Source organism: Xenorhabdus thailandensis, assembly GCF_037996785.1.
Classification (GTDB): Bacteria; Pseudomonadota; Gammaproteobacteria; order Enterobacterales; family Enterobacteriaceae; genus Xenorhabdus; species Xenorhabdus griffiniae.
Window position 1 is genome coordinate 22460 of record NZ_JBBMXF010000018.1, and the last position, 21901, is coordinate 44360.

At 39.7% G+C, this 21901-nt stretch carries 16 protein-coding genes and 3 pseudogenes; 5 read left to right on the plus strand and 14 right to left on the minus strand.

The window, feature by feature from the left end:
- Nucleotides 1–99: 99 nt before the first annotated feature.
- The 6 genes and pseudogenes from AAC853_RS16980 to aac(3) form a co-directional block, all read right to left on the minus strand.
- Nucleotides 100–753: pseudogene (locus AAC853_RS16980) on the minus strand (DUF2612 domain-containing protein).
- Nucleotides 750–956, minus strand: a complete 207-nt coding sequence (locus AAC853_RS16985; protein WP_340615242.1) for a hypothetical protein — start codon at nucleotides 954–956, stop codon at nucleotides 750–752. Before AAC853_RS16985 ends, AAC853_RS16980 begins: the two are co-directional and overlap by 4 nt.
- Before the next feature lie 85 nt (nucleotides 957–1041).
- Nucleotides 1042–1449 (minus strand): hypothetical protein, encoded by a 408-nt coding sequence (locus AAC853_RS16990; protein ID WP_340615243.1) that lies wholly within the window; start codon nucleotides 1447–1449, stop codon nucleotides 1042–1044.
- A complete protein-coding gene (locus AAC853_RS16995; RefSeq protein ID WP_340615244.1) occupies nucleotides 1442–1720 on the minus strand; it encodes a hypothetical protein in 279 nt (92 codons plus the stop codon). Before AAC853_RS16995 ends, AAC853_RS16990 begins: the two co-directional genes overlap by 8 nt.
- Before the next feature lie 61 nt (nucleotides 1721–1781).
- Nucleotides 1782–2003, minus strand: a pseudogene (locus AAC853_RS17000) (Gp138 family membrane-puncturing spike protein); the annotation flags it as partial.
- 157 nt (nucleotides 2004–2160) lie between these two features.
- On the minus strand, nucleotides 2161–2982 hold the full coding sequence (gene aac(3), locus AAC853_RS17005) for an aminoglycoside 3-N-acetyltransferase (protein ID WP_340615245.1): 822 nt from the start codon (nucleotides 2980–2982) through the stop codon (nucleotides 2161–2163).
- 431 nt (nucleotides 2983–3413) lie between these two features.
- Here aac(3) and AAC853_RS17010 point away from each other — a divergent pair, with 431 nt between their 5' ends.
- Together AAC853_RS17010 and AAC853_RS17015 are read left to right on the plus strand one after the other, a co-directional pair.
- Nucleotides 3414–4007, plus strand: a complete 594-nt coding sequence (locus tag AAC853_RS17010) for a lytic polysaccharide monooxygenase (protein WP_338885088.1) — start codon at nucleotides 3414–3416, stop codon at nucleotides 4005–4007.
- 251 nt (nucleotides 4008–4258) lie between these two features.
- Nucleotides 4259–4654, plus strand: a complete 396-nt coding sequence (locus tag AAC853_RS17015) for a VOC family protein (RefSeq protein WP_340615246.1) — start codon at nucleotides 4259–4261, stop codon at nucleotides 4652–4654.
- A gap of 221 nt (nucleotides 4655–4875) precedes the next feature.
- Here AAC853_RS17015 and AAC853_RS17020 read toward each other — a convergent pair whose 3' ends face one another.
- Nucleotides 4876–5310 (minus strand): lysozyme, encoded by a 435-nt coding sequence (locus AAC853_RS17020; protein WP_340615247.1) that lies wholly within the window; start codon nucleotides 5308–5310, stop codon nucleotides 4876–4878.
- Nucleotides 5311–6041: 731 nt separating this feature from the next.
- Between AAC853_RS17020 and AAC853_RS17940 the strand changes: the two genes are divergently transcribed.
- Complete coding sequence (locus tag AAC853_RS17940; RefSeq protein WP_422824238.1) at nucleotides 6042–6392, plus strand: DUF6693 family protein; 351 nt, start codon at nucleotides 6042–6044, stop codon at nucleotides 6390–6392.
- 147 nt (nucleotides 6393–6539) lie between these two features.
- Here the strand turns inward: AAC853_RS17940 and AAC853_RS17025 are convergent, their stop codons facing one another.
- The 5 genes from AAC853_RS17025 to ubiG all read right to left on the minus strand — a co-directional run bounded on the left by AAC853_RS17025 (nucleotide 6540) and on the right by ubiG (nucleotide 12364).
- On the minus strand, nucleotides 6540–7313 hold the full coding sequence (locus tag AAC853_RS17025) for an N-acetylmuramoyl-L-alanine amidase (RefSeq protein WP_340615248.1): 774 nt from the start codon (nucleotides 7311–7313) through the stop codon (nucleotides 6540–6542).
- Between the two features lie 185 nt (nucleotides 7314–7498).
- The gene (gene yfaE, locus AAC853_RS17030) at nucleotides 7499–7765 is read right to left on the minus strand and encodes a class I ribonucleotide reductase maintenance protein YfaE (RefSeq protein WP_273570365.1); all 267 of its coding nucleotides are present in this window, start codon (nucleotides 7763–7765) and stop codon (nucleotides 7499–7501) included.
- A 1-nt stretch (nucleotide 7766) separates the two neighbouring features.
- The gene (gene nrdB / locus AAC853_RS17035) at nucleotides 7767–8897 is read right to left on the minus strand and encodes a class Ia ribonucleoside-diphosphate reductase subunit beta (protein ID WP_189758198.1); all 1131 of its coding nucleotides are present in this window, start codon (nucleotides 8895–8897) and stop codon (nucleotides 7767–7769) included.
- 12 nt (nucleotides 8898–8909) lie between these two features.
- Nucleotides 8910–11201, minus strand: coding sequence for a class 1a ribonucleoside-diphosphate reductase subunit alpha (gene nrdA, locus AAC853_RS17040; protein ID WP_273570366.1), 2292 nt, complete (start codon nucleotides 11199–11201; stop codon nucleotides 8910–8912).
- A 428-nt stretch (nucleotides 11202–11629) separates the two neighbouring features.
- Nucleotides 11630–12364, minus strand: coding sequence for a bifunctional 2-polyprenyl-6-hydroxyphenol methylase/3-demethylubiquinol 3-O-methyltransferase UbiG (ubiG, locus tag AAC853_RS17045; RefSeq protein ID WP_189758196.1), 735 nt, complete (start codon nucleotides 12362–12364; stop codon nucleotides 11630–11632).
- A 208-nt stretch (nucleotides 12365–12572) separates the two neighbouring features.
- Between ubiG and gyrA the strand changes: the two genes are divergently transcribed.
- Together gyrA and rcsC are read left to right on the plus strand one after the other, a co-directional pair.
- On the plus strand, nucleotides 12573–15191 hold the full coding sequence (gene gyrA, locus AAC853_RS17050) for a DNA topoisomerase (ATP-hydrolyzing) subunit A (RefSeq protein ID WP_340615249.1): 2619 nt from the start codon (nucleotides 12573–12575) through the stop codon (nucleotides 15189–15191).
- Between the two features lie 234 nt (nucleotides 15192–15425).
- Nucleotides 15426–18250, plus strand: a pseudogene (rcsC, locus tag AAC853_RS17055) (two-component system sensor histidine kinase RcsC).
- 87 nt (nucleotides 18251–18337) lie between these two features.
- Here the strand turns inward: rcsC and rcsB are convergent.
- Both rcsB and rcsD read right to left on the minus strand, forming a co-directional pair.
- Nucleotides 18338–18988 carry a response regulator transcription factor RcsB gene (rcsB, locus tag AAC853_RS17060; RefSeq protein ID WP_338885081.1) on the minus strand — a complete coding sequence of 217 codons (651 nt, stop codon included), beginning with the start codon at nucleotides 18986–18988 and terminating at the stop codon, nucleotides 18338–18340.
- Between the two features lies 1 nt (nucleotide 18989).
- Entirely contained in the window at nucleotides 18990–21731 is a 2742-nt protein-coding gene (gene rcsD, locus AAC853_RS17065; protein WP_340615250.1) for a phosphotransferase RcsD, read from the minus strand.
- Between the last annotated feature and the right edge of the window lie 170 nt (nucleotides 21732–21901).

A 21901-nucleotide genomic window follows, 5' to 3' on the forward strand; every position in this document is an offset into this window, starting at 1 on the left:
GTTGCATTTTTGTTCTCTGAGAATGGCACTTAACAGACTGTCTTGCAGTAACAAAATTTATTCTGGCAGCAGGTCATAATGAAACACAGACGCATTGACTTAAGTGCCAAAATTACCGCGTAAATAGTTGGTATGTTTTCTGCCAAAACCGAAGGCTTTTTTGGTGACGATGCGGTATTTAACGCCGACTCCGGATGGGCGTGGCATCAGATCGAATTTTTCGAGTAAGACCCGTAACTGTTCGCCGGGTTTGAAATTGAAGACATAATACATAAAGGTCATGTCGAGCGGATCGAGCACAAACACTTTGCTGTCGTCACGCCAGAAGAAACGTTGTAAAAAGTGGTTAATATTCGTGACTGTCGGGCTTTGCGTCAAGTTGAAGTAACGCATGCGAATAATCAGCCGTTTCTGGTCGGTAGTCAGGTGCAGGGTGTAATCGCTGTTTCGCCGGAAATTGCCTTTAAAATTGCGTTTTTTTCCAAAGCCGAGGCCAATCTTGATTTTGTCGCTGGGCGCAACATCAATCCCCAGCGAAACATCCAGAATGCGCGCCCAGACCGCCAGCCCGAAATCGTTAGCGGTATCGATATTGAACACATCGCGAGTCCAGTTTTGCTAGAAGGTAACATTGCTTTGTTCAAAATAAGCTGTTTTACGATGCGCCAGTGTCTTCAGCTTCGGGGCATTTTCGTATTGCCAGAGGATGGTGCGTAACAGATCAGAATGAAAATCCAATCGTTGTATTTTCATGTGATCACCACTTGTACTGAGCCTCGATGCAGTCGGGCGACTTCGTTCAGTTTGAAGGGGATTGTGCCCATTAGCCAGTGCTGGCCATCCGTCGATAACTCGACTTTAGTGATAAATAATCGCGGTTCAATGCGATTAATGGCGGCGGAAATTTCAAACGGTGACACTTCCCGCCCGACCACGGCATGAGTAGGATTTCGCATCGTTTCCTAACCCAACACCGAACTGACGATCCGTTCAAAGTGTTCGGTTTTGCATTCCACGTGACCCGGTTCAATCGCCTGCATATCACCAGTGGTTTTGCCGTCTTTGCCAATAATCAACGTGCTGAGCGTTTAAAACCGGACGCCTGTGACCCTTTTGGAATAACGGTATCAGGCACACCGCCGAATTCCACATTGCTAAGCATCGAGCGAATCGCCGCAAAACAACTGCCCCCATCAACGCCCAGGTTGCATCCAAAAAAATACCGCCCGCAATATCAGGATTAATCTGGTTCGCCAGTTCCGCATTGTTACGTACCATCGCATCTCGGTTTTCAATTTCCATCGTCACTAGCGCCCCTTGTGGGGTTTCTGGTGACAGATCGATGTCCTGCCCGAAGGCGGCGTAAAAGTCCTTTTCCACCCCCTGACGCAAATCTGCCGTGTCCGGTACAATCACACCCTGTCGGGTAATGTAGTGATAATCAGCCATTGAACGTAAAACTCCCGTAAACGGAGCGGATCGTCGCAAGATAACGCAGTTCGTTATCCCGAAGTTCCGCCTGAAACGACACCACTTCCTCAACACCATTGACTTCCTGCATCCGCTCGCGAAACGCCGCTTCAAACAGCGGAATATCGGTCTGTCGCCCGAAAACGGTTTTCCAGTACGGTAGCCCTTTATCCACGTTGTGCAGCATTTCCCTGCGCAGGGCACGGGCGTGTGAATACAGAGATTTTTGACCGCTTGGGCGTTTTTGCATAGCGACAAATTGCCATCATCGCCCAGCATCAGGTCATTATTGGCATCCACGGAAAAGGTGATCATAACGGCGCTCCTGTGTGACCCTCGCCAGTCTGTACGCCGCTGTGCTGATGGGTATCACCGATATTACGCCCATTATGGCGCAATGTGCCACTGGACGACTCTCTGTTACCCTTGACGGAGTGATTGCCATTGATGGTGACATTACCGGTGAAAATCGTTTCTGGGGCGTTCACTTCCAATTTCGGCATGTCCAGCACCGCTTTATCGCTGTGCAGCGAAAAAAATGGTCGATGGAAATTTCAAATTAAAATTTATTAAAATAATGCTTATTTATTCTTTTCTATACATTTTCAGAACAAAAAGACGCTGCTTTTGATCAAAAAAAGATGTTTTCAGGTGAGTTTGTAGGCATTGATATATTTTTTTGAATTGATTTCACAACCGATAATTCTCCATCCAATGTACTGCATAATCCAATATCTCTCTAGCAGGCACAAGCAGTGTATTAGCAGATCCAATGGTGCCTTCAATCACAACGTCTGAATACTCATGGCAAAAATGTTCAACAATATCTTTAAAATAACCTTGATGAAATCGTTCACAAACAGGATCTACAGTATCAAACTCCTCTAATACCACCCATTCTACTTGGTCATTTTGCAATAATGGGATCTCCATTTTTCTAATACGCTTGTTGGGAATATTTACCAAATGTTCAGCATGATGCAAAAGGCTCATGGTTTCATATGGAGCGCCAATCATAAGAATTTTTCCCTGACGCTCTACCAATTTTGCAAATGGTGAATCATTACCATAACCATAATCTAATGAATGATTCTCTACGAAATACTCAGCATTATTTCCAATAGCGACGACGGAAGCACCAGGGTTTTGGCTTCTAATAGCTCCTTTGGTTGTCCTGACACACTCAGCGAATACACCATGATCTTTGCTTGCTCGTGAACATGATCGATCATATGGCATGATTTCAGATTTTAATTCTGATGGGATATCACCATTTACGTCCAAACTATCTTCATAATTTTGTTCCCAATTCATATAACACAATAATACGCCTTCAACGCCCAAGACCGTTAAAATAGCTTGGATAAGATCATCTGCACCATTCAAACAATTGCCAACAGATCGCATAGCAACATGGACCATAACCACATCACCTTGTTTTATGCCTATCTTCTGTAGCTGCTGAACTAACATCGATTTTACCCAATAATGATCTTCGCCCACTTTAATCATATATCTAATCCTATGTTGATTTATTGCCTCACTCTTTGTTTAAGTTTGGTTTATTGCATATTCTTCCATTTAGGGCTACCTTATTTAGGTGTACTAAAATCCTACTTATTTAGTACACCCTCATTTGCTTCTTATTTCGCTCTTCCCCTCCCTGGATTCAGGGAGGGATTTTTGTCGTTGAAAATTTTATAAAAAAATATTTTCCTACTATCTGTAATCGTATCAGGGTTAACGGCAATGATATCTCTCAACAATATCTTTCTGGAATACCTCTATCATAAATTAAGTATTTATAATTAACTAATTTTGTTATAAATACTTCTGTTCGCTTCCTTTATAAGAAATTTAAATTTCATTAATGATTAATATAATAATAAGAAAGTAAATTCACTTATTTTACAGTTAAGTAAGGAAAAAATAGGAAATTCATTATGAATATTAAAAAGTCTCTACTTTTAGTGGGATTGACAGCCTTTGGTGCTATCCCATTCTCTAGTATTGCTGACCCAGATTACAATCATGGATATATCGACACACCACCAAGCAGGGCACTTTTATGCAAAAAAAGCATCAATAAAAACTGTGGGCCTGTTACGTATGAACCACAATCGGTTGAAGGCCCCAAAGGCTTCCCTCAAGGAGGGCCACCGGACGGACAAATCGCTAGTGCTGGTGTTGGTCAGTTCAAACAACTCAATGAGCAAAGTACAGATCGCTGGCATCACGTCACTATCAATAAAGGAATTAACCAATTTAAATGGACAATAACAGCCCGGCATAGCACCACTTCATGGCAATTCTATATTACCAAGCCTGACTGGGATCCAAACAAATCTCTAACACGTGCTCAATTTGATCTAAAACCCTTCTGTGAGCGCTTTGATAATGGAAAAAGGCCAGGCCAAACTGTCTCATTGAACTGTGATATTCCTGATCGCTCAGGCTATCATGTTATTCTCGGTGTATGGACAATTGCTGATACCACCAATGCTTTCTATCAAGTTATTGATGTTGATATTAAATAATATTTTTAATTAAACTGACATTTTATTTATACCAATCGTCTTTCAAGATTCGTCTTATATCTCCCCGCTATAAGGGGAGATATAAACAATCACATTGATTTGCAAGCTGCAATTTGAAGTTGGATTGGTATATAAAATATTATATGAACACAAAAAATGCTGGAAAGTGACCAGCACTTTTTTTCTAAAAAATTAAAACACTCTTCAGGTAAGATATATTCACCTAACACAGCGCTATTCAATAGGAAAATATGAAAAAATCAACTATTCTTAGAATTGCCAGACCAACAGATAATCTTACTAAAATTGCAGAAATGTATTGTCATGGCTTAGATTTTATCACTCTAGGAGAATTTAAAGATCACGATGGTTTTGATGGTATTATGTTAGGACATCCCAACCATTCTTGGCATCTTGAATTCACTCATCACCACAATACACATGTTGGTAAGGCCCCAACTAAAGATAATTTATTAGTATTTTATATAGAAGATGAATTTGAATGGCAAGAGCATGTAAAATCAATGCAAAATGCCGGATTTATTCTCGTTCCTTCTTATAATCCTTATTGGGATAAGAACGGAAAAACGTTCGAAGATATCGATGGTTATTGTGTTGTATTACAACATGGTACTTCAGAGATTTAGTTATTTATTTTACGGTTGATTATTTATTCATTAGGCTATTAGTAATAATCTAATTAGACTTCTATACGCATTAAACTTCAAGTTGCAATTTACTACACGATATGAAACGTGGTTTCTCCCCGCTTAACGGGGAGAAATCATACGCATCTTTTAGATTAGTATATTTTTTATTTCTGATAGCCTAAAAGAATCACCATAACCATCATGTTTATTTGATCATGTTACGATAAGAATGTTTTCTGCTCAGATTCCCTTCGCATACGCAAAGCTGCCAACGCTTTCCCATCGGCACGATCCCATTTCACAAATTCCTTTGCTGCACTTTGGTAATCACCTGTATTCAATTTTTTCAATAATGTTGAATGAGCAAAATTACCGATCCCTAAATTAAAAATAAACGAGCATAACGCATCAAATTGTCCTTGTGTTAGAGGCACCTTAACTAATCGCTGAATGGCTGCATAAACCGAGGTAAGATCTTGATGCAAATATTCCTCAGCCTGTTGCATAGTTATCACTTGTCCAGGCTTTACTCCTTTTGTATGACCATATCCAATTGTCCACGGTTCTGCTCCAGTGGCAGGATCTGGATACGCTTTCAATTTCAAACCTTCGTAACTTTTAAGTTTATTAATGCCGTCTTCACTGATTTTCATTCATTTTTCCCACTACCAGATTGAGCACCAAAGTTATTTTGGTCTAAAAAACAATCCTGAGATCAAGTGTAGATGAAAAAACAATCAGAAAAGCTACAATTACACTGAGTGATGAAATCTCTACAAAATAAAAAATAATACTTTAAATATCAACAAATTATTATTTTTTACAAAATTTTTTTAATTTTTAAAAAAATATTTTAATAAATATCTTGACTCTTTCGCTTTTGAGCATAAAATCCTCCTCAGAATTTAGATTTTCGTGAAGTAAATCACAATTTATAACCCTCAATTCCTCAAAGGAAATCATCATGAAATCTGTAAAATCTTTCCTCTCAAACGTACACTGCGTTGTTATCCGGTTATCAGCAACTCGTTTTATGTAAGAGCTGCTAAAATATAAAAAAACAAGCCAGCCGAAAACTGGCTTTTTTATCGTCACTATAGCCCTAAGATAAATGCTTTCTTGCCTATTTCATTATTTACACACTGTTCATTGAACTTCTGTTCTGAAAAATTTGTCTTATATGCCTAATAAATTTCAAGTCGTAGTACTGCGGCAAGACAATATTCCTAAGCAGCTGAGATAATAGCCAACTTATTGAATATGTTATCAGGCGCAAGAACAGCCAACAAAGCAGCAACTTGTAAAGGCAAAATGAAGGTATAGTGTTCATGAAATGTCTATGTTGACTAGCTTGCCGTATTTATTTAAACATCAGGAGAATACGATGAATTCGATAGACTTTCGTAGTCTGAAGTTAAAATCAGAATTAGGGATACTTGAGATTATTTTACATCTCGTCATCTGGTTCCTGATTATTTTATTTACATTAGGGTTAGGTGCCTTCGTGTTTCCTTACTATATGACTCGATTTATCATTAGTAAGACACATGTTATCGATCGAGATAGCGGACAAATTATAGGCAAATTAAATTGTGATATCAATTTAGTCCAAATAATTGGATATGTTGTGATTTGGGCTATTCTCTCTTTTATTACATTTGGTCTTTTATATTTTGTCTATCTTTATAAAATTATAGCGCATTGCATTAATCATACACGTGTGATCTCTGCATAAACGCTGACAGATGATATAATCACAGGCATAAGAAAATTATGCCTGTGATTATAAAAAACCCTAAATATGCTTTAAATTAAGTTATATTTTCTTTATCTCCCAAATTGCAACCCAATTAATGAGCTGCAATTTGATATCCATCAGAAATCAGGATTTATTATCAACGTATTTTTCAACCAAGGCATATAAAATGGCGATGGTTTCTATATCCGGTACACCGTCATAATATGACGAACGGAAGTGCATTTGAAATGCTTTAATTAAAGATTGAAAATTTTCTTCTTTTTCTGCCCCAGTGATGTCATACCCATAACGCTTGAACTTTTCTAAAATCTTGGCAACATCAGGCAGACAATGCCCGAATTGTTCAATATATTTTTGCTTAGTTCCTTCGTCATACCATGCCCCAATCCCCGCATCATATAATTCTTTCCACGGGAAATATGGGCCTGGATCGGTCTTTCTTTGCCATGCAATATCTGAATGCCCTACAACATGAGTCGGTTTAATATCCGGGTAACGTTGTAAAATATTGGTGGCTAGTTCTTTGATTGCAGTAATTTGATCAGGATGATAAGGAGGGAAAGTAAAAACACCGCCATCATCACTCGCCTCATTCACAATCTCAATACCTATGGATGTGTCATTCAGCCCTTCTCGCCCATCCCAACGACTTATTCCTGCATGCCAGGCCCTTTCAAGTTCATCAACCAAATTGAATATGCGAACTTTATCAAATCCAGCAGCCTGGTAAGTCGGATCATCTGGATTTGGGATGAGATAGTGAGCACTGACAAGATCCCCAGTCAATGCCTGAATAGATTTCTCAAAGTTCAAAGCAGTATAGTGCATAACTAAAAAGCGGGAGCGTCTGTTAAAACTTTTGGTTGAACGATATGAATTATAATCAATTTTATACATCATTGTTCTCCTTCATTTGTTTTGATGTGTGTTCTAATCCGCTGTTACCAACAGCATAAAAGGAACAAACATGGCAATAAAGGTTTTGTTTATTTATTTTCGGAATATCGTGAAGAAGGCAAGTGGGGATATGGACATACCGTCGCGATGAGCGATATGTCCACAATCAGGAGTATTAAAGAAAATTATGGTTCAATTTCAATATCTGTCAGTGGATAACAGCTACAGGGTAAAATCTCACCTTCATTAACAAACGCCAGCGGCTTACAAGGATATCCAACCTTCCCTTTCACCAGACGAACACGACAAGAACCGCAATATCCTTGCCGACATTGGTATTCAAGCTGAATTTTGCCGTGTTCCAATGCTTCCAACAAATTGTCGTGCAAACCTGAAGAGTAATGGATATATAAACCCTGCCGTGACGGCAGGGTAACTTTGTAATCAGCCATATCAGAGTTCGAAACCGCTGAGATCCTCAGTATTGACTTCCGAATCAATCTGACCAACCAGGTAAGAGCTGACTTCAACTTCCTGTGGAGCCACTTGAACATTATCAGAAACCAGCCATGAATTGATCCAAGGGATCGGGTTAGAACGGGTTTCAAATGGTAACTTCAAGCCAACCGCCTGCATACGAATATTAGTAATATATTCAACATACTGACACAGAATATCTTTGTTCAGGCCGATCATAGAGCCATCTTTAAACAAATAATCGGCCCACTCTTTTTCCTGCTCTGCTGCCTGTACAAACAGATCGTAGCACTCTTGTTCACACTCTTTGGCAATTTCCGCCATTTCAGGATCATCCTGACCAGAGCGCAACAGGTTCAACATGTGTTGTGTTCCCGTTAAATGCAAGGCTTCATCACGAGCAATCAATTTGATAATTTTGGCATTACCTTCCATCAATTCACGTTCGGCAAAAGCAAACGAGCAAGCAAAACTAACATAGAAGCGGATGGCCTCCAGGGCGTTAACGCTCATCAAACATAAGTAAAGTTGCTTTTTCAATTCACGCAGATTAACGGTAATTGTTTTACCTGAAACATCATGCGTTCCTTCACCAAACAGATGGTAATAGTTAGTCATTTCGATCAGATCATCGTAATACGCAGAAATGTCTTTGGCGCGTTTTAAAATCTGTTCGTTCTCCACAATATCATCAAATACGATAGCAGGATCGTTCACGATATTACGGATAATATGCGTGTAAGAACGCGAGTGGATCGTTTCTGAAAACGACCATGTTTCAACCCATGTTTCCAATTCAGGAATGGAAATCAATGGCAGAAAAGCCACATTCGGGCTACGGCCTTGAATGGAATCCAATAGCGTTTGGTATTTTAGGTTGCTAATAAAAATATGCTTTTCATGATCTGGCAGCGCGTTATAGTCAATGCGATCACGGGAAACATCCACTTCTTCTGGACGCCAGAAGAAGGAAAGTTGTTTTTCAATCAACTTCTCAAAAATAGGATATTTTTGCTGATCAAAACGCGCCACATTAACAGACTGACCGAAAAACATCGGTTCTTGTAGCTGATCATTTTTTACTTGTGAAAAAGTGGTATAGGACATAGTTTCCTCAAATTAAATCTTACACGCGCCGCCTTCACAATCGGAATCTGCTGACTCAACAACTTCTTCCAGATCACCTTGAACGTCTTCAGCCCCATCACGGGTGTTGTGGTAATACAACGTTTTCACGCCATATTTGTAAGCAAGCAGCAAATCTTTCAGCAATTGGTTCATCGGAACCTTGCCATTAGGGAAACGCGCCGGATCATAATTGGTATTGGACGAAATCGACTGATCGATAAATTTCTGCATGATCCCTACCAACTGAAGGTAACCATCGTTGCTCGGCATTTGCCACAGCAGCTCGTAAGCACCTTTCAGAAGCTCGTAATCTGGTACAACCTGACGCAAAATGCCGTCTTTGGATGCTTTCACACTGATATAACCACGCGGTGGTTCAATGCCATTGGTCGCATTAGAAATCTGCGAAGAAGTCTCTGATGGCATCAACGCAGACAATGTTGAGTTACGCAGGCCGTATTGTTGAATGTCACGGCGCAGAGCTTCCCAATCCATGTGCAAAGGCTCGCTGGTCAGGGTATCCAGTGTCTTTTTATAAGTATCAATCGGCAAAATACCTTGTGCATAAGTGGTTTCACCAAACCACGGACAAGCCCCTTTCTCTTTCGCCAATTCATTTGAGGCTCTTAGCAGGTAATATTGAATCGCTTCAAACGTTTTGTGAGTCAGATTGTTAGCACTGCCATCGGAATAACGTACACCGTGTTTTGCCAGATAATAAGCGAAGTTAATTACGCCAATACCCAGAGTTCGACGCCCCATTGAACCTTGTTTTGCGGCGATAATGGGATAATCTTGATAATCCAGTAAGGCATCCAGTGCACGAACGGCCAACTCCGACAACTCTTCCAATTCACTCAGATTTTCGATGGCGCCCAAATTGAAAGCAGACAGCGTACACAGCGCAATTTCGCCATTTTCATCGTTAATATTGTTCAACGGCTTAGTTGGCAGTGCAATTTCCAAGCACAGATTCGATTGACGTACAGGTGCAATAGCCGGATTAAACGGGCTATGGGTATTGCAGTGGTCAACGTTCTGGATGTAAATACGGCCTGTTGAAGCGCGCTCTTGCATCATCAAAGAGAACAATTCAACCGCTTTAATGCTCTCTTTACGGATACTGCTGTCATTTTCATATTGAGTGTACAGACGCTCAAATTCGTCCTGATCTTCAAAGAATGCATCGTACAATCCCGGAACATCAGACGGGCTGAACAGAGAAATATCTCCGCCTTTAATCAGGCGCTCATACATCAGTTTGTTAACTTGTACACCGTAGTCCATATGACGAACACGGTTACCTTCAACACCACGGTTGTTCTTCAGTACCAGCAAGCTTTCAACTTCTAGGTGCCAAAGTGGATAAAACAGTGTTGCAGCACCGCCACGCACACCACCCTGGGAACAAGATTTCACCGCGGTCTGGAAATGTTTGTAGAATGGGATACACCCCGTGTGGAATGCTTCACCACCACGAATTGGGCTACCCAATGCACGGATGCGACCGGCATTTACGCCAATGCCGGCACGCTGGGAAACATATTTAACAATCGCGCTGGATGTCGCATTGATAGAATCCAGGCTGTCACCACACTCAATCAGGACACAAGAGCTAAATTGGCGAGTAGGTGTGCGAACCCCCGCCATGATTGGCGTTGGCAGTGAAATTTTAAAAGTAGACACTGCATCATAGAAGCGCCGGATATAATCCAAACGCGTTTCTTTCGGATAAGTGGAAAACAGGCACGCAGCAACCAGCATATAGAGGAACTGGGCACTTTCGTAAATTTCGCCAGTCACACGGTTTTGTACTAAATACTTCCCTTCCAGTTGCTTGACCGCTGCATAAGAGAAATCCATATCACGCAAATGATCAATAAAACTGTCCATTTGCTCAAACTCTTCTTTGGAATAGTCTTCCAGCAAATGTTTGTCATATTTACCCAGGTTGACCATTTTTACGACATGATCATACAGTGCAGGAGGCTCAAATTGACCATAGGCTTTTTTACGCAGGTGAAAAATAGCCAGGCGTGCCGCTAGATACTGATAATCTGGAGCATCACCGGAGATCAAGTCAGCCGCAGCTTTGATCATAGTTTCATGGATATCCGATGTTTTGATGCCATCGTAAAATTGAATCTGGGAACGCAGTTCTACTTGTGACACTGAGACATTTTTCAGACCTTCAGCAGCCCAGGCAACAACCCGGTGAATTTTATCAAGATCAATTTGTTCTTTATGTCCATCACGTTTGGTAACTAGCAGACTCTGGTTCATGGGGAAATACACCTTCTCTCTTTTCGTATCCACCTATATTGTTCCTTGACCTCTTGACAGCACGATGCCCCCAAGATGGCTGAAGGCCAGTTGGGGCTTAGCTACAATTCACTATTGTTTTGCTACTGCTTATTGCGACTTGCTACTACATACTGACTACATCACAAGTTGCTACAACAAGATGACAAGAAACACAATATATAGGGGGTAATTAAAACGGTAATAACAAGATAATGTTATTTTCGGGTTTTATCAAGTGTACAAAATCGAGAAGTTTTGTGGATAACTTGAGGATTAATTTTGGTAAAAAGCCGATAACCTGCGTAGTTACTTGATGTTACTTTCATAAGGCTATCGGCGAAACAGGGAAAATAAAATCTTAAAAATAATATTTAGTTGCTGTTTTATTAATCCCTTAACTGTCTTTGTCAGACAGATCGAGTATGTAGCATATAATTCACGTCTACATTATGTCCAAGCCGAAATTTGTCTGTTAACGGATTGTAATGTAAACCAATAATATGTTGCTCTTTCAGAGTAGTCTTATCAATCCAACTGATCAGTTCAGAAGGTCGAATAAATTTTTTCGCATCATGTGTTCCTTTTGGCACCATGTTCAATATATATTCAGCGCCAACAACTGCCATCAACCAGGCTTTGCGGTTGCGGTTAATCGTTGAAAAGAACACATGACCACCAGGTTTGACTAATTTGGCACAGGCATGGACTACAGACTCTGGATCTGGCACATGTTCAAGCATTTCCAGGCAAGTCACGACATCATAAGCATGTTGGTGTTGTTCTGCGTGACTTTCTACCGTTTCCTGAACATAAGCAACGGAAACACCGGACTCCAATGCATGCAAACGGGCAACTTGCAGGGGTTCAAACCCCATATCCAACCCTGTCACTGTCGCACCTTCACGCGCCATGCTTTCCGACAAGATACCGCCACCACATCCAACATCCAGCACTTTTTTACCAAAAAGGCCATCAGCATGTTGCAAAATGTAGTTCAATCGCAGTGGATTGATACGGTGCAATGGCTTAAATTCGCCTTCAAGATCCCACCAACGAGAGGCAACGGCTTCAAATTTTTCGATTTCCTGCTGATCCACATTGGCATGGGATTGAATGTGTGAATCGGGAGTTTTGACGTTCATCAGCAATATTGCTCCTAGGCACTGCTTCACAGCAAACTGGTTCACAGCAAACTGATTCACAGAAAATGTAACAGTATTATGGGGATGTGTGATAGGAAACTATTATACATACCTTAACCTTGAAATACCCGTGTCAGGTTTTTATAAAACTGCCATTTTATGGTATAATTTAAGCCTTTGAATTCGGAGTATGAGGGACAGTGGCTCCATGAGCGACATTGCCAGAGAAATCACACCGGTCAATATCGAAGAAGAGCTAAAGAGCTCGTATCTGGATTATGCGATGTCCGTTATTGTTGGACGCGCACTACCAGATGTTCGTGATGGACTGAAGCCAGTACACCGCCGCGTACTTTTCGCAATGAATGTATTGGGAAATGATTGGAATAAACCTTATAAAAAATCTGCCCGCGTTGTTGGGGATGTTATCGGTAAATACCATCCACATGGTGACAACGCTGTTTATGACACGATTGTTCGTCTGGCACAACCATTCTCCATGCGCTATATGCTGGTTGACGGTCAGGGGAACTTTGGATCAGTAGATGGTGATTCTGCAGCAGCGATGCGTTATACCGAAGTACGCATGGCAAAAATTGCCCATGAATTGCTGGCAGACTTGGAGAAAGAAACTGTCGACTTTGTGCCCAACTATGATGGTACAGAGCACATTCCCGAGGTAATGCCAACCCGTATCCCCAATTTATTGGTGAATGGTTCATCAGGAATTGCAGTCGGTATGGCAACCAACATTCCACCTCATAACTTATCTGAGGTGATCGACGGGTGCCTGGCTTATATTGATGATGAAAATATCAGCATCGAAGGCTTGATGGAGCATATCCCAGGCCCGGACTTCCCAACGGCTGCTATTATCAACGGGCGCCGTGGTATTCAGGAAGCCTACCGTACTGGCCGTGGTAAAATTTATATCCGCGCCCACGCAGAAATTGAAACTGATGAGAAAAATGGCCGCGAAACCATCATCGTCAATGAAATCCCTTATCAGGTCAACAAAGCCCGCCTGATCGAAAAGATAGCTGAACTGGTCAAAGAGAAGCGCATTGAGGGGATCAGTGCACTGCGTGACGAGTCCGATAAAGATGGCATGCGCATTGTTATCGAAGTAAAACGTGATGCTGTTGGTGAAGTTGTCCTGAATAACCTGTATTCACTGACGCAATTACAGGTTTCATTTGGTATCAATATGGTTGCCCTGCATCAAGGACAGCCCAAGTTACTTAACCTGAAAGATATTCTTTCTGCTTTTGTTTGCCACCGCCGTGAAGTCGTTACACGCCGGACAATTTTCGAACTGCGCAAAGCGCGCGAACGCGCCCATATCCTTGAAGCATTGGCTGTTGCCCTGGCGAATATCGATCCTGTTATCGAATTAATCCGCAGAGCCTCCACGCCTGCTGAAGCAAAAGCCAGCTTGGTTTCCCAGGCGTGGGAATTGGGTAATGTTGCCTCGATGCTGGAACAAGCGGGTGATGATGCGGCTCGCCCGGAATGGCTGGAACCCGAATACGGTATCCATGACGGTAAATATTACCTGACCGAACAGCAAGCACAGGCTATTTTGGATTTGCGTCTACAAAAACTGACCGGTCTTGAGCATGAAAAACTGTTAGATGAATACCGTGATCTGCTGAAAGCCATTGCAGAACTGTTGTTCATTTTGGAAAGCCCAGAACGTTTGATGGAAGTCATTCGTGAAGAATTGCTACTTATCAAAGGGCAATATAACGATGCCCGCCGGACTGAGCTGACTGAGAATTCAGCCGATATTAACATTGAAGACCTGATCAATCAGGAAGATGTTGTCGTTACCTTGTCCCATCAAGGGTATGTCAAATATCAGCCACTGTCCGATTATGAAGCTCAGCGTCGTGGCGGCAAAGGCAAATCAGCCGCACGTACCAAAGAAGAAGATTTCATTGAGCGCTTACTGGTAGCCAATACCCACGACACTATCCTTTGTTTCTCAAACAAGGGCAAAATGTACTGGATGAAGGTCTATCAATTACCGGAAGCGAGCCGTGGTGCTCGCGGTCGCCCAATTGTCAACCTTCTGCCATTGGATCAGAACGAACGTATTACCGCTATTTTACCGGTGCGTGAATATGAAGATGGGCTAAATATCTTCATGGCAACAGCCAGTGGTATTGTTAAGAAAACCAAGCTTAGCGAATTCAGCCGTCCACGCAGTGCCGGTATCATTGCCGTGAATCTGAACGAAGGAGATGAGCTAATCGGCGTTGACCTGACAGACGGCAGCAATGAGGTCATGCTGTTCTCTGCACAAGGTAAAGTTGTTCGTTTTCTGGAAGAAGAGGAAGAAACACTGGAAGATGGTACTGTTCGCGTAAAAGGTGTACGTGCAATGGGACGCACTGCAACTGGGGTTCGCGGTATCAAACTCAGTGAAGGCGATAAAGTTGTTTCCCTGATCATTCCTCGTGGGCAAGGAGAAATCCTGACCGTCACTGAAAATGGTTATGGCAAGCGCACTGCCGAAGGCGAATATCCGACGAAATCGAGGGCTACCCAAGGGGTTATTTCCATCAAAGTCAGCGAACGTAATGGCAATGTGATCGGCGCAATTCAGGTAGAACCGACGGATCAGATCATGATGATTACTAATGGAGGCACATTAGTACGTACCCGTGTTTCTGAGGTCAGTGTTGTTGGCCGCAATACGCAAGGTGTCACCCTGATCCGCACAGCCGAAAACGAACAAGTCGTTGGCTTGCAGCGCGTAGCTGAGCCAGATGACGATGATGAAAATGTAGCGGCGCCTTCTGATGAAGGAAATAGCGAATAAAAAGATCGTGAGTTAAAAGAGAAGCAGGCATTTAAGTGCCTGCTTTTTTTTGTTCAATTTTTTGACGAAGAATGAGCAAGATGTAAATGCTGCTTTGTATTCCCTGCTACACTAGTATATGCTGTGAACAGTTAATATTAATCATATATTTCATCAGGCGATCTCTTGAGATATCTATCTTCTTTTCGGACGTCATTAAAGATATCACGTTATCTTTTTCGGGTGCTTGGATTTATGCTATGGGCGCTTGGAGCCTTATTAACCAGCTTTTATTTGACAAGTCTTTTTAATGCACTCAAATCAGATATTCGTCAAGAATATAATGCCAACTACGATATCGCTTTTTCTCATATACGACATATCGCCAATATCTTGCGAGATATTCAATTTATGGCGGAAAAGCATTTATCACAAGATAATGATAAAAATCAAACAATCGTACCGCATAATAACGATATTCTTTCGTATATTCCGTTGGATGAGAATTCCGATTGTGAACTATTACGTAGAACCACTCATAATAATTTATATTCATTAGAGCAGTTGATTGCACTTTGGAAAGATAATATTGCTGCTATACGCAGTATAAATCAAACTTTTTTCATTGGAGTAAAAAGCAAATGCATGGTGAATTTTTTCCCTCATAACAATATCACAGAACCTGATGCATTAAAAAAAATGATCTACGAGAATACTCGCAGGTTGATCAACATGAGAGAACAAAACAATGAAAGAGCGCTCTTTTGGATCCAACCTAGCCCCAAAGCGGATAGCGGTAATCTTTATGTTTTTACACCTATTTATATTAATGGGCACATGACAGGGATCATAGGTATTGAAAAATTTATCAGGCTAGAATCTTTTTTACAAAAAAGGGAACGCCCTGTTACAGTCATGATGCTAAACGAATCAAGCCAGCCCGAATTGCAATTTTCTATAAAAACTAATAATAAACCCCTCGTTATAAACCCCAACTCCAACTCGCAGCCAATGTATTTTGGTTATGATGAAAATTTTACTAGCCTGGTATTAATGCGGAATTTATCGCCTTCTTCATTACGTATTGTTTACTCATTGCCACTAAAACATATTTACGACGAACTAAAAGCCAGCGCAATTAATGGTATCATCCTGAATATTATTTCTGCAATTGCGATTATCTTTTTCATTTGGCTGTTTGAACGTAAAATGTTTTCTCCAGCTGAGGAAAATGCTATTCGCCTTGAAGAGCATGAACAGTTTAACCATAAAATTGTCGCCTCTGCCCCTGTGGGAATAAGTATCTTAAGGATCAGTGATGGCGTTAGCATCTTAAGTAATGAATTAGCTCATAATTATACCCGAATGTTAACGTACGAGGATCAAAAACACATTGTCGATATTATTTGTGATAAAACCAGCAGCTATATTGATGTCGTCACCAGTAATAATAATCACCTACAAATTAGTTTCGTACACTCACGTTATCGTAATGAAGAAGTTGCCATCTGTGTACTGATCGATGTCAGCGCCCGTGTAAAAATGGAAAAATCATTGCAAGAAATGGCCTCAGCAGCAGAACAAGCCAACCAAGCAAAATCGATGTTCCTTGCCACAGTCAGCCATGAATTAAGGACACCGCTATATGGCATTATTGGTAATCTAGAGTTAATGCAATCCCATACATTACCACCAGAACCTACCCGATTACTGGCAACAATGAATAATTCATCATCACTATTGTTGAAAATCATCAGTGATATTCTCGACTTTCTCGAAGATAGAATCTAAGCAATTAAAAATTGAACCCAAAGATTTTAGTTGCAAAGAAATATTGTCACATGTGATTTCAAACTACCTTCCCCTAATTGCTAAAAAAGGCTTAAGCTTGTATTGCTATATTGAACCAGATGTACCTGATATATGCGTAATGATCCGGTAAGGCTACAACAAATTATCTCTAATTTGTTAAATAATGCGATTAAATTTACAGAAACGGGCTATGTGTGTATATCCATCGCGAGTTCAAGCATGGTTATTTGTATGTCAGCATTAAAGATACCGGGCTTGGGATCGAGGATAAATTACAATTTCAGTTATTTGAACCATTTTTTCCAATCAGTGCCAATAAAGAAAATTCATCACAAGGTACAGGATTGGGATTGGCTATTTGTGAAAAACTGATCAATTTGATGGATGGTGATATTGAATTCGTATCTCACAAAAATATGTTGGCAGTATCTTTTCTATCCGTCTTCCTTTATATGGTGCAATATCATACCAAACAACTATCCAACCAAAGGGCACAAAAGAGGATTTTGTTAAATATTCATAATGATTTTCTGGAAAAATATTTGCAAAATTTTCTTACACAAAATCATTTCCAAGTTGCCCTCTATGACAAAAGCCAACTAGATGGCACAGAAATATTAATTAGCGATAGAGCTAATAATCCCAACATTTCTATATGTTACTTTATAGAAATATCAGAAAAACATATTGGCTCGCCAAAACAAATCCGAGAAAATTATTGGCTCTATAATACTTATGAACTGAATGAGCTGGATAGTATGCTGGATAGTATGCTGGATAGTATGCTGGATAGTATGCTGGATAGTATGCTGGATAAATTGTTGGTGGGGCATGCTGACTTACCAGCTATTTTTGTATCAACAACCTCTGCTCCAAATAAAACGATCCAAACGGATATTTTCTTAAATAAGGTTAAAGTATTGGTCGTTGATGACCATCCTATCAATCAGAATTTATTGGTCAATCAATTGAACTCAATAGGATTTAGCGCATCAATGGCTAATGATGGTGTTGAAGCCATTGAATACCTGCAAAACAACTCCCCAGATATTATTCTAACGGATGTTAACATGCCAAATATGGATGGATATGAACTTGCCCAATACTTGAGAGGCAAAGGTTATACTAAACCGATTATCGGCATCACAGCCAATGCACTTGCAGAAGAAAAACAGCGTTGCGTTAATATGGGCATGAATGACTGCCTATCAAAACCTGTATCACTAGCTATATTAAAAGAAACATTAATAAAATACAGTGATATTTAAAACTCAATACATATTGAGCTATGAATGATGGAAAATCGGCAACCACTCACTGCTACCGACTTTCCATTAAAAAAGATAACACATTGGTTAGTTACCAATATCTTTGTCGATAGTGACGGAAGATAAATAGTTAAGCAATGCGATATCGTTATCGACTCCCAGTTTTATCATGGCTGATTTCTTCTGGCTGCTTATTGTCTTAATACTGCGATTGAGTTTTTTGGCAATATCAGTAACAAGAAAGCCTTCAGCAAATAAACGCAGGACTTCACTCTCTTTAGGAGATAAACGTTTATCCCCATAGCCATTAGCATTAACCTTTTCAAGTAACTTAGAAACACTTTCAGGTGTAAATTGCTTACCTTTTTGCAAAGCAGAAAGTGCTTTAGGTAAATCTGTTGGTGCTCCTTGCTTTAACACAATTCCCTCAATATCAAGCTCAAGTATAGCGCTTAAAATAGCCGGATTATTGTTCATTGTAAGAACAATGATTGCCAATGTTGGATAATGACGTTTAATATATTTTATCAGAGTGATACCATCACCATATTTATCCCCAGGCATTGACAAGTCGGTTATGAGCACATCTGCTTCTATATGTGGCAAGCTATTAATGAGCGTCGTTGAATTTTCAAATTCACCAACTACATTAATCCACTCAATTTGTTCAAGTGACTTGCGGATGCCAAACAGAACAATGGGATGGTCATCGGCAATAATGATATTAAGGTTATTCATATTATTGGTTACCTTGCTGCAACAGCTTTGTGACAAAGGAATCAATGAAGCTGATGCTATTTTTGATTTCTACTTCATTATTGTCTGCTATGTGTTTTTCCAACGCCTCACATGATGACCTAAGAAATTTTAAATCCAACATAGCAAACGCACCCTTAAGGCGGTGTACCGTTTGCGAAAGTGATATCAAATCATGTCGTTCTACATCAGTATACAGTCTGCTAATGTCCATAGGCACTGTCTCTATAAACAATTTTCTGTAATCACTGTCTGCTAACTGAGTTTGATAACTTTTGAGGATATTGCAAATACTGCTATCAACATTCCCAACTAAATCAATATCTTCAACTAACTCACTTGCTGGTTTAGAGATTTCAAAAATTTCTTTGGGTTCATCTAAACTGAAATTTTCTTCGACCAGAAACGATATTGCATTGATAATATCATCAGCAAGATTGTAATTGCATTGAATCACTCCTGGCTTCAACTGCTTGAGTCCTGCTAAATTCCCTACTAATAATATAGTTGGTTTTTCCTGTTTGACCTGCTTTTCTTCTTTGTACAGCCTATCCGTAAGGATAATATCGTACTCTTCCGTAATGCCCTCTTTCCCTTTATCAAAGTATGCTGCACCATAATTATTGAGATAAGTATGGACGATTTTGCTGATCTCAGGGTTGTTGATATCAATTAAGACCGTGATCCCTTCCAAAAGCTGAGGAGTCTCGCTATTTTCGTCATATTGTGATAAAGGCAGATTGATAATATAATGTGTTCCCAATCCCAACTTACTTTTAATATCAAGGCTTCCTCCCACTCTTTTACTTAATTGATTACATAAATAAAAAGTCATGCTAGAATTGATAGAGTACTTATCTTCCACTGATTGGTTTAGAAAAGGATAATTTAAGCTGCTTAGATCTCTTTCGCTTAAACCAGCGCCACTATCCATCAATTCAATCTGAATCTGGTTATCATATTTGCCTGATCCATTAACAACCAATGATATTTTACCATAGCTGGTCGTCGTTATTGCATAATTAAATAACAATGTAACAATTTTACTTAATGCTATCCTATCCCCTATAAATAAAGATTCACGAGAAATATTAAAATGATAATAAACCCTCAAACCTTTAGCATTTAATATCGGAAAATAAGATTTCAAAATATCTTCCAACTGTGAAGATAAGGAAAATATCTTATTATCCGGCTGCCAATCCCCTAACTCCAACTCATTGAGCAATGAAATATTTTCAATCCATTCAGTGATATATTTTGATTTATCCAATAATTTATCTAATAACTTTTTCTCATTTTTATCTTGAGATAATTGCTTCAATTGGTTGGCAATATCATTAATAGTATTAATAGGATATTTCATTTCATTATTAATATTTAAAAGCATGGATCGCCTGATCTGAATGCTTTTATCATATTCCTGATGGGCAAATTGCAATCGCTTATTTGCCATAACTTCCTGATCTTTGTCTTGCAGTAAAAACAGGTAAGTTTCTGGTAAGAGGCTATTGTTAAGCATCTTTACTTCATAAACCGCTTCATCAATAGAAGCCTGAATTACACCATGATGTTGTTGTGCCATTGCCCTAACTTTATTCAAATCCAAATGAGGTATTAACTGCTCCGCAATTTTATTAATCATTATTACCTGATTTGATTCAAAATCATAAACGATGACTCCAATAGAAATATTGAAGATAATATCCCTATTTAAGGCATCCTTAATTTTCAATTCATGATCCATGAAAGCATTCGGTGCAATATATCGCTTGCGGACATAAAATAACCCACTTAAAGAAAACAGAAAGAAAAGCAATATAGAAAGCAAAAGCCAAACATTTCTGAATAATAAATCTACAATTAATGCCTTCAATGGGACTTGGTAAATCAATTTATACGGCACGACATTAAGAGGCTGGGAAAATTCTAGCCAAAAACCGTTCAATGAAACCTCTACTTGATCGGAAACCTCCGGTTCATGCAAGTTGACTGCATTCAAACGGAAATTTGCTGGAGGCATATCAACCGGCAAAAGATTGTTAATGGGTAAATCAAAAGCAATAATGGTGGTTAATTGCCCTGTTGCATTAAATGCGGCTTTATAGGTATAGAAATAAATATTTTCATCACGTAATACACTAATGGGAGAAATGCTCTCTTTTTCTTCTAATGTGGAAGATTGATCCAACATCCCTGTGCGTTTGGTTTCAGGATTTAGCGTCAGATAGCTCTCTTTGAACCTGATTTCTGGTTTTAGAATCGGATGGGTTGTTACCAATAATAAATTATTATCCTGTCCATTGAGATAGTACATAGATAAGTATTCATTATGAGCCCCCCAGAGAATATCCAGATAGCCAGATAAATATTCAGCAAGTTGGACACTCGAATCGTTATATTGACCAAAAATAATGGCATCAACAGATTGATAACGATTTTCTAACCAATAGACATCGGAACGCAATCTAAACAATGATGTATTCTCCTGAGAGGAGATTGGCAGAGTATTTGACTGCTCAAAAATATGACTGGCATGGTAACGATAATCTTTAATCTGCAATCTCATCTTAGCGGTGACACTACTGATAGCATATTTTTTCTCCATCAGCCAAATATCAAAATAGTTATACCCGAATAAAAATAGAGACGTAAAAAGTAAGATAACAAATAACGCGTAAAAACGAGGAATAGCAGATGGCTTGATAGGTGGTTGTTTATACATTCTTTGGATGGTTGCCTTTAGTATGAATATATTTTGTTCAATACGATATCGAATCGTCGCTAAATAAGCCGGTGTACTGTGCTTAATATTAGCAGGTTAGCCAATGAAAAGGCCATTACAGATCGAAGATTGAGCAAACAGCAAAAAAAACACAATTTTTTTTCTTTAGG

Coding starts and splice junctions, on each gene's coding strand:
- nrdB (WP_189758198.1), bottom strand. CDS start 8,897: ATGTCCTATACCACTTTTTCACAAGTAAAAAATGATCAGCTACAAGAA.
- AAC853_RS17940 (WP_422824238.1), top strand. CDS start 6,042: ATGAATTCGATAGACTTTCGTAGTCTGAAGTTAAAATCAGAATTAGGG.
- AAC853_RS16985 (WP_340615242.1), bottom strand. CDS start 956: ATGCGAAATCCTACTCATGCCGTGGTCGGGCGGGAAGTGTCACCGTTT.
- gyrA (WP_340615249.1), top strand. CDS start 12,573: ATGAGCGACATTGCCAGAGAAATCACACCGGTCAATATCGAAGAAGAG.
- nrdA (WP_273570366.1), bottom strand. CDS start 11,201: ATGAACCAGAGTCTGCTAGTTACCAAACGTGATGGACATAAAGAACAA.
- AAC853_RS17015 (WP_340615246.1), top strand. CDS start 4,259: ATGAAAAAATCAACTATTCTTAGAATTGCCAGACCAACAGATAATCTT.
- rcsB (WP_338885081.1), bottom strand. CDS start 18,988: ATGAATAACCTTAATATCATTATTGCCGATGACCATCCCATTGTTCTG.
- AAC853_RS16995 (WP_340615244.1), bottom strand. CDS start 1,720: ATGCAAAAACGCCCAAGCGGTCAAAAATCTCTGTATTCACACGCCCGT.
- rcsD (WP_340615250.1), bottom strand. CDS start 21,731: ATGTATAAACAACCACCTATCAAGCCATCTGCTATTCCTCGTTTTTAC.
- ubiG (WP_189758196.1), bottom strand. CDS start 12,364: ATGAACGTCAAAACTCCCGATTCACACATTCAATCCCATGCCAATGTG.
- AAC853_RS17025 (WP_340615248.1), bottom strand. CDS start 7,313: ATGTATAAAATTGATTATAATTCATATCGTTCAACCAAAAGTTTTAAC.
- yfaE (WP_273570365.1), bottom strand. CDS start 7,765: ATGGCTGATTACAAAGTTACCCTGCCGTCACGGCAGGGTTTATATATC.
- AAC853_RS17020 (WP_340615247.1), bottom strand. CDS start 5,310: ATGAAAATCAGTGAAGACGGCATTAATAAACTTAAAAGTTACGAAGGT.
- AAC853_RS17010 (WP_338885088.1), top strand. CDS start 3,414: ATGAATATTAAAAAGTCTCTACTTTTAGTGGGATTGACAGCCTTTGGT.
- AAC853_RS16990 (WP_340615243.1), bottom strand. CDS start 1,449: ATGGCTGATTATCACTACATTACCCGACAGGGTGTGATTGTACCGGAC.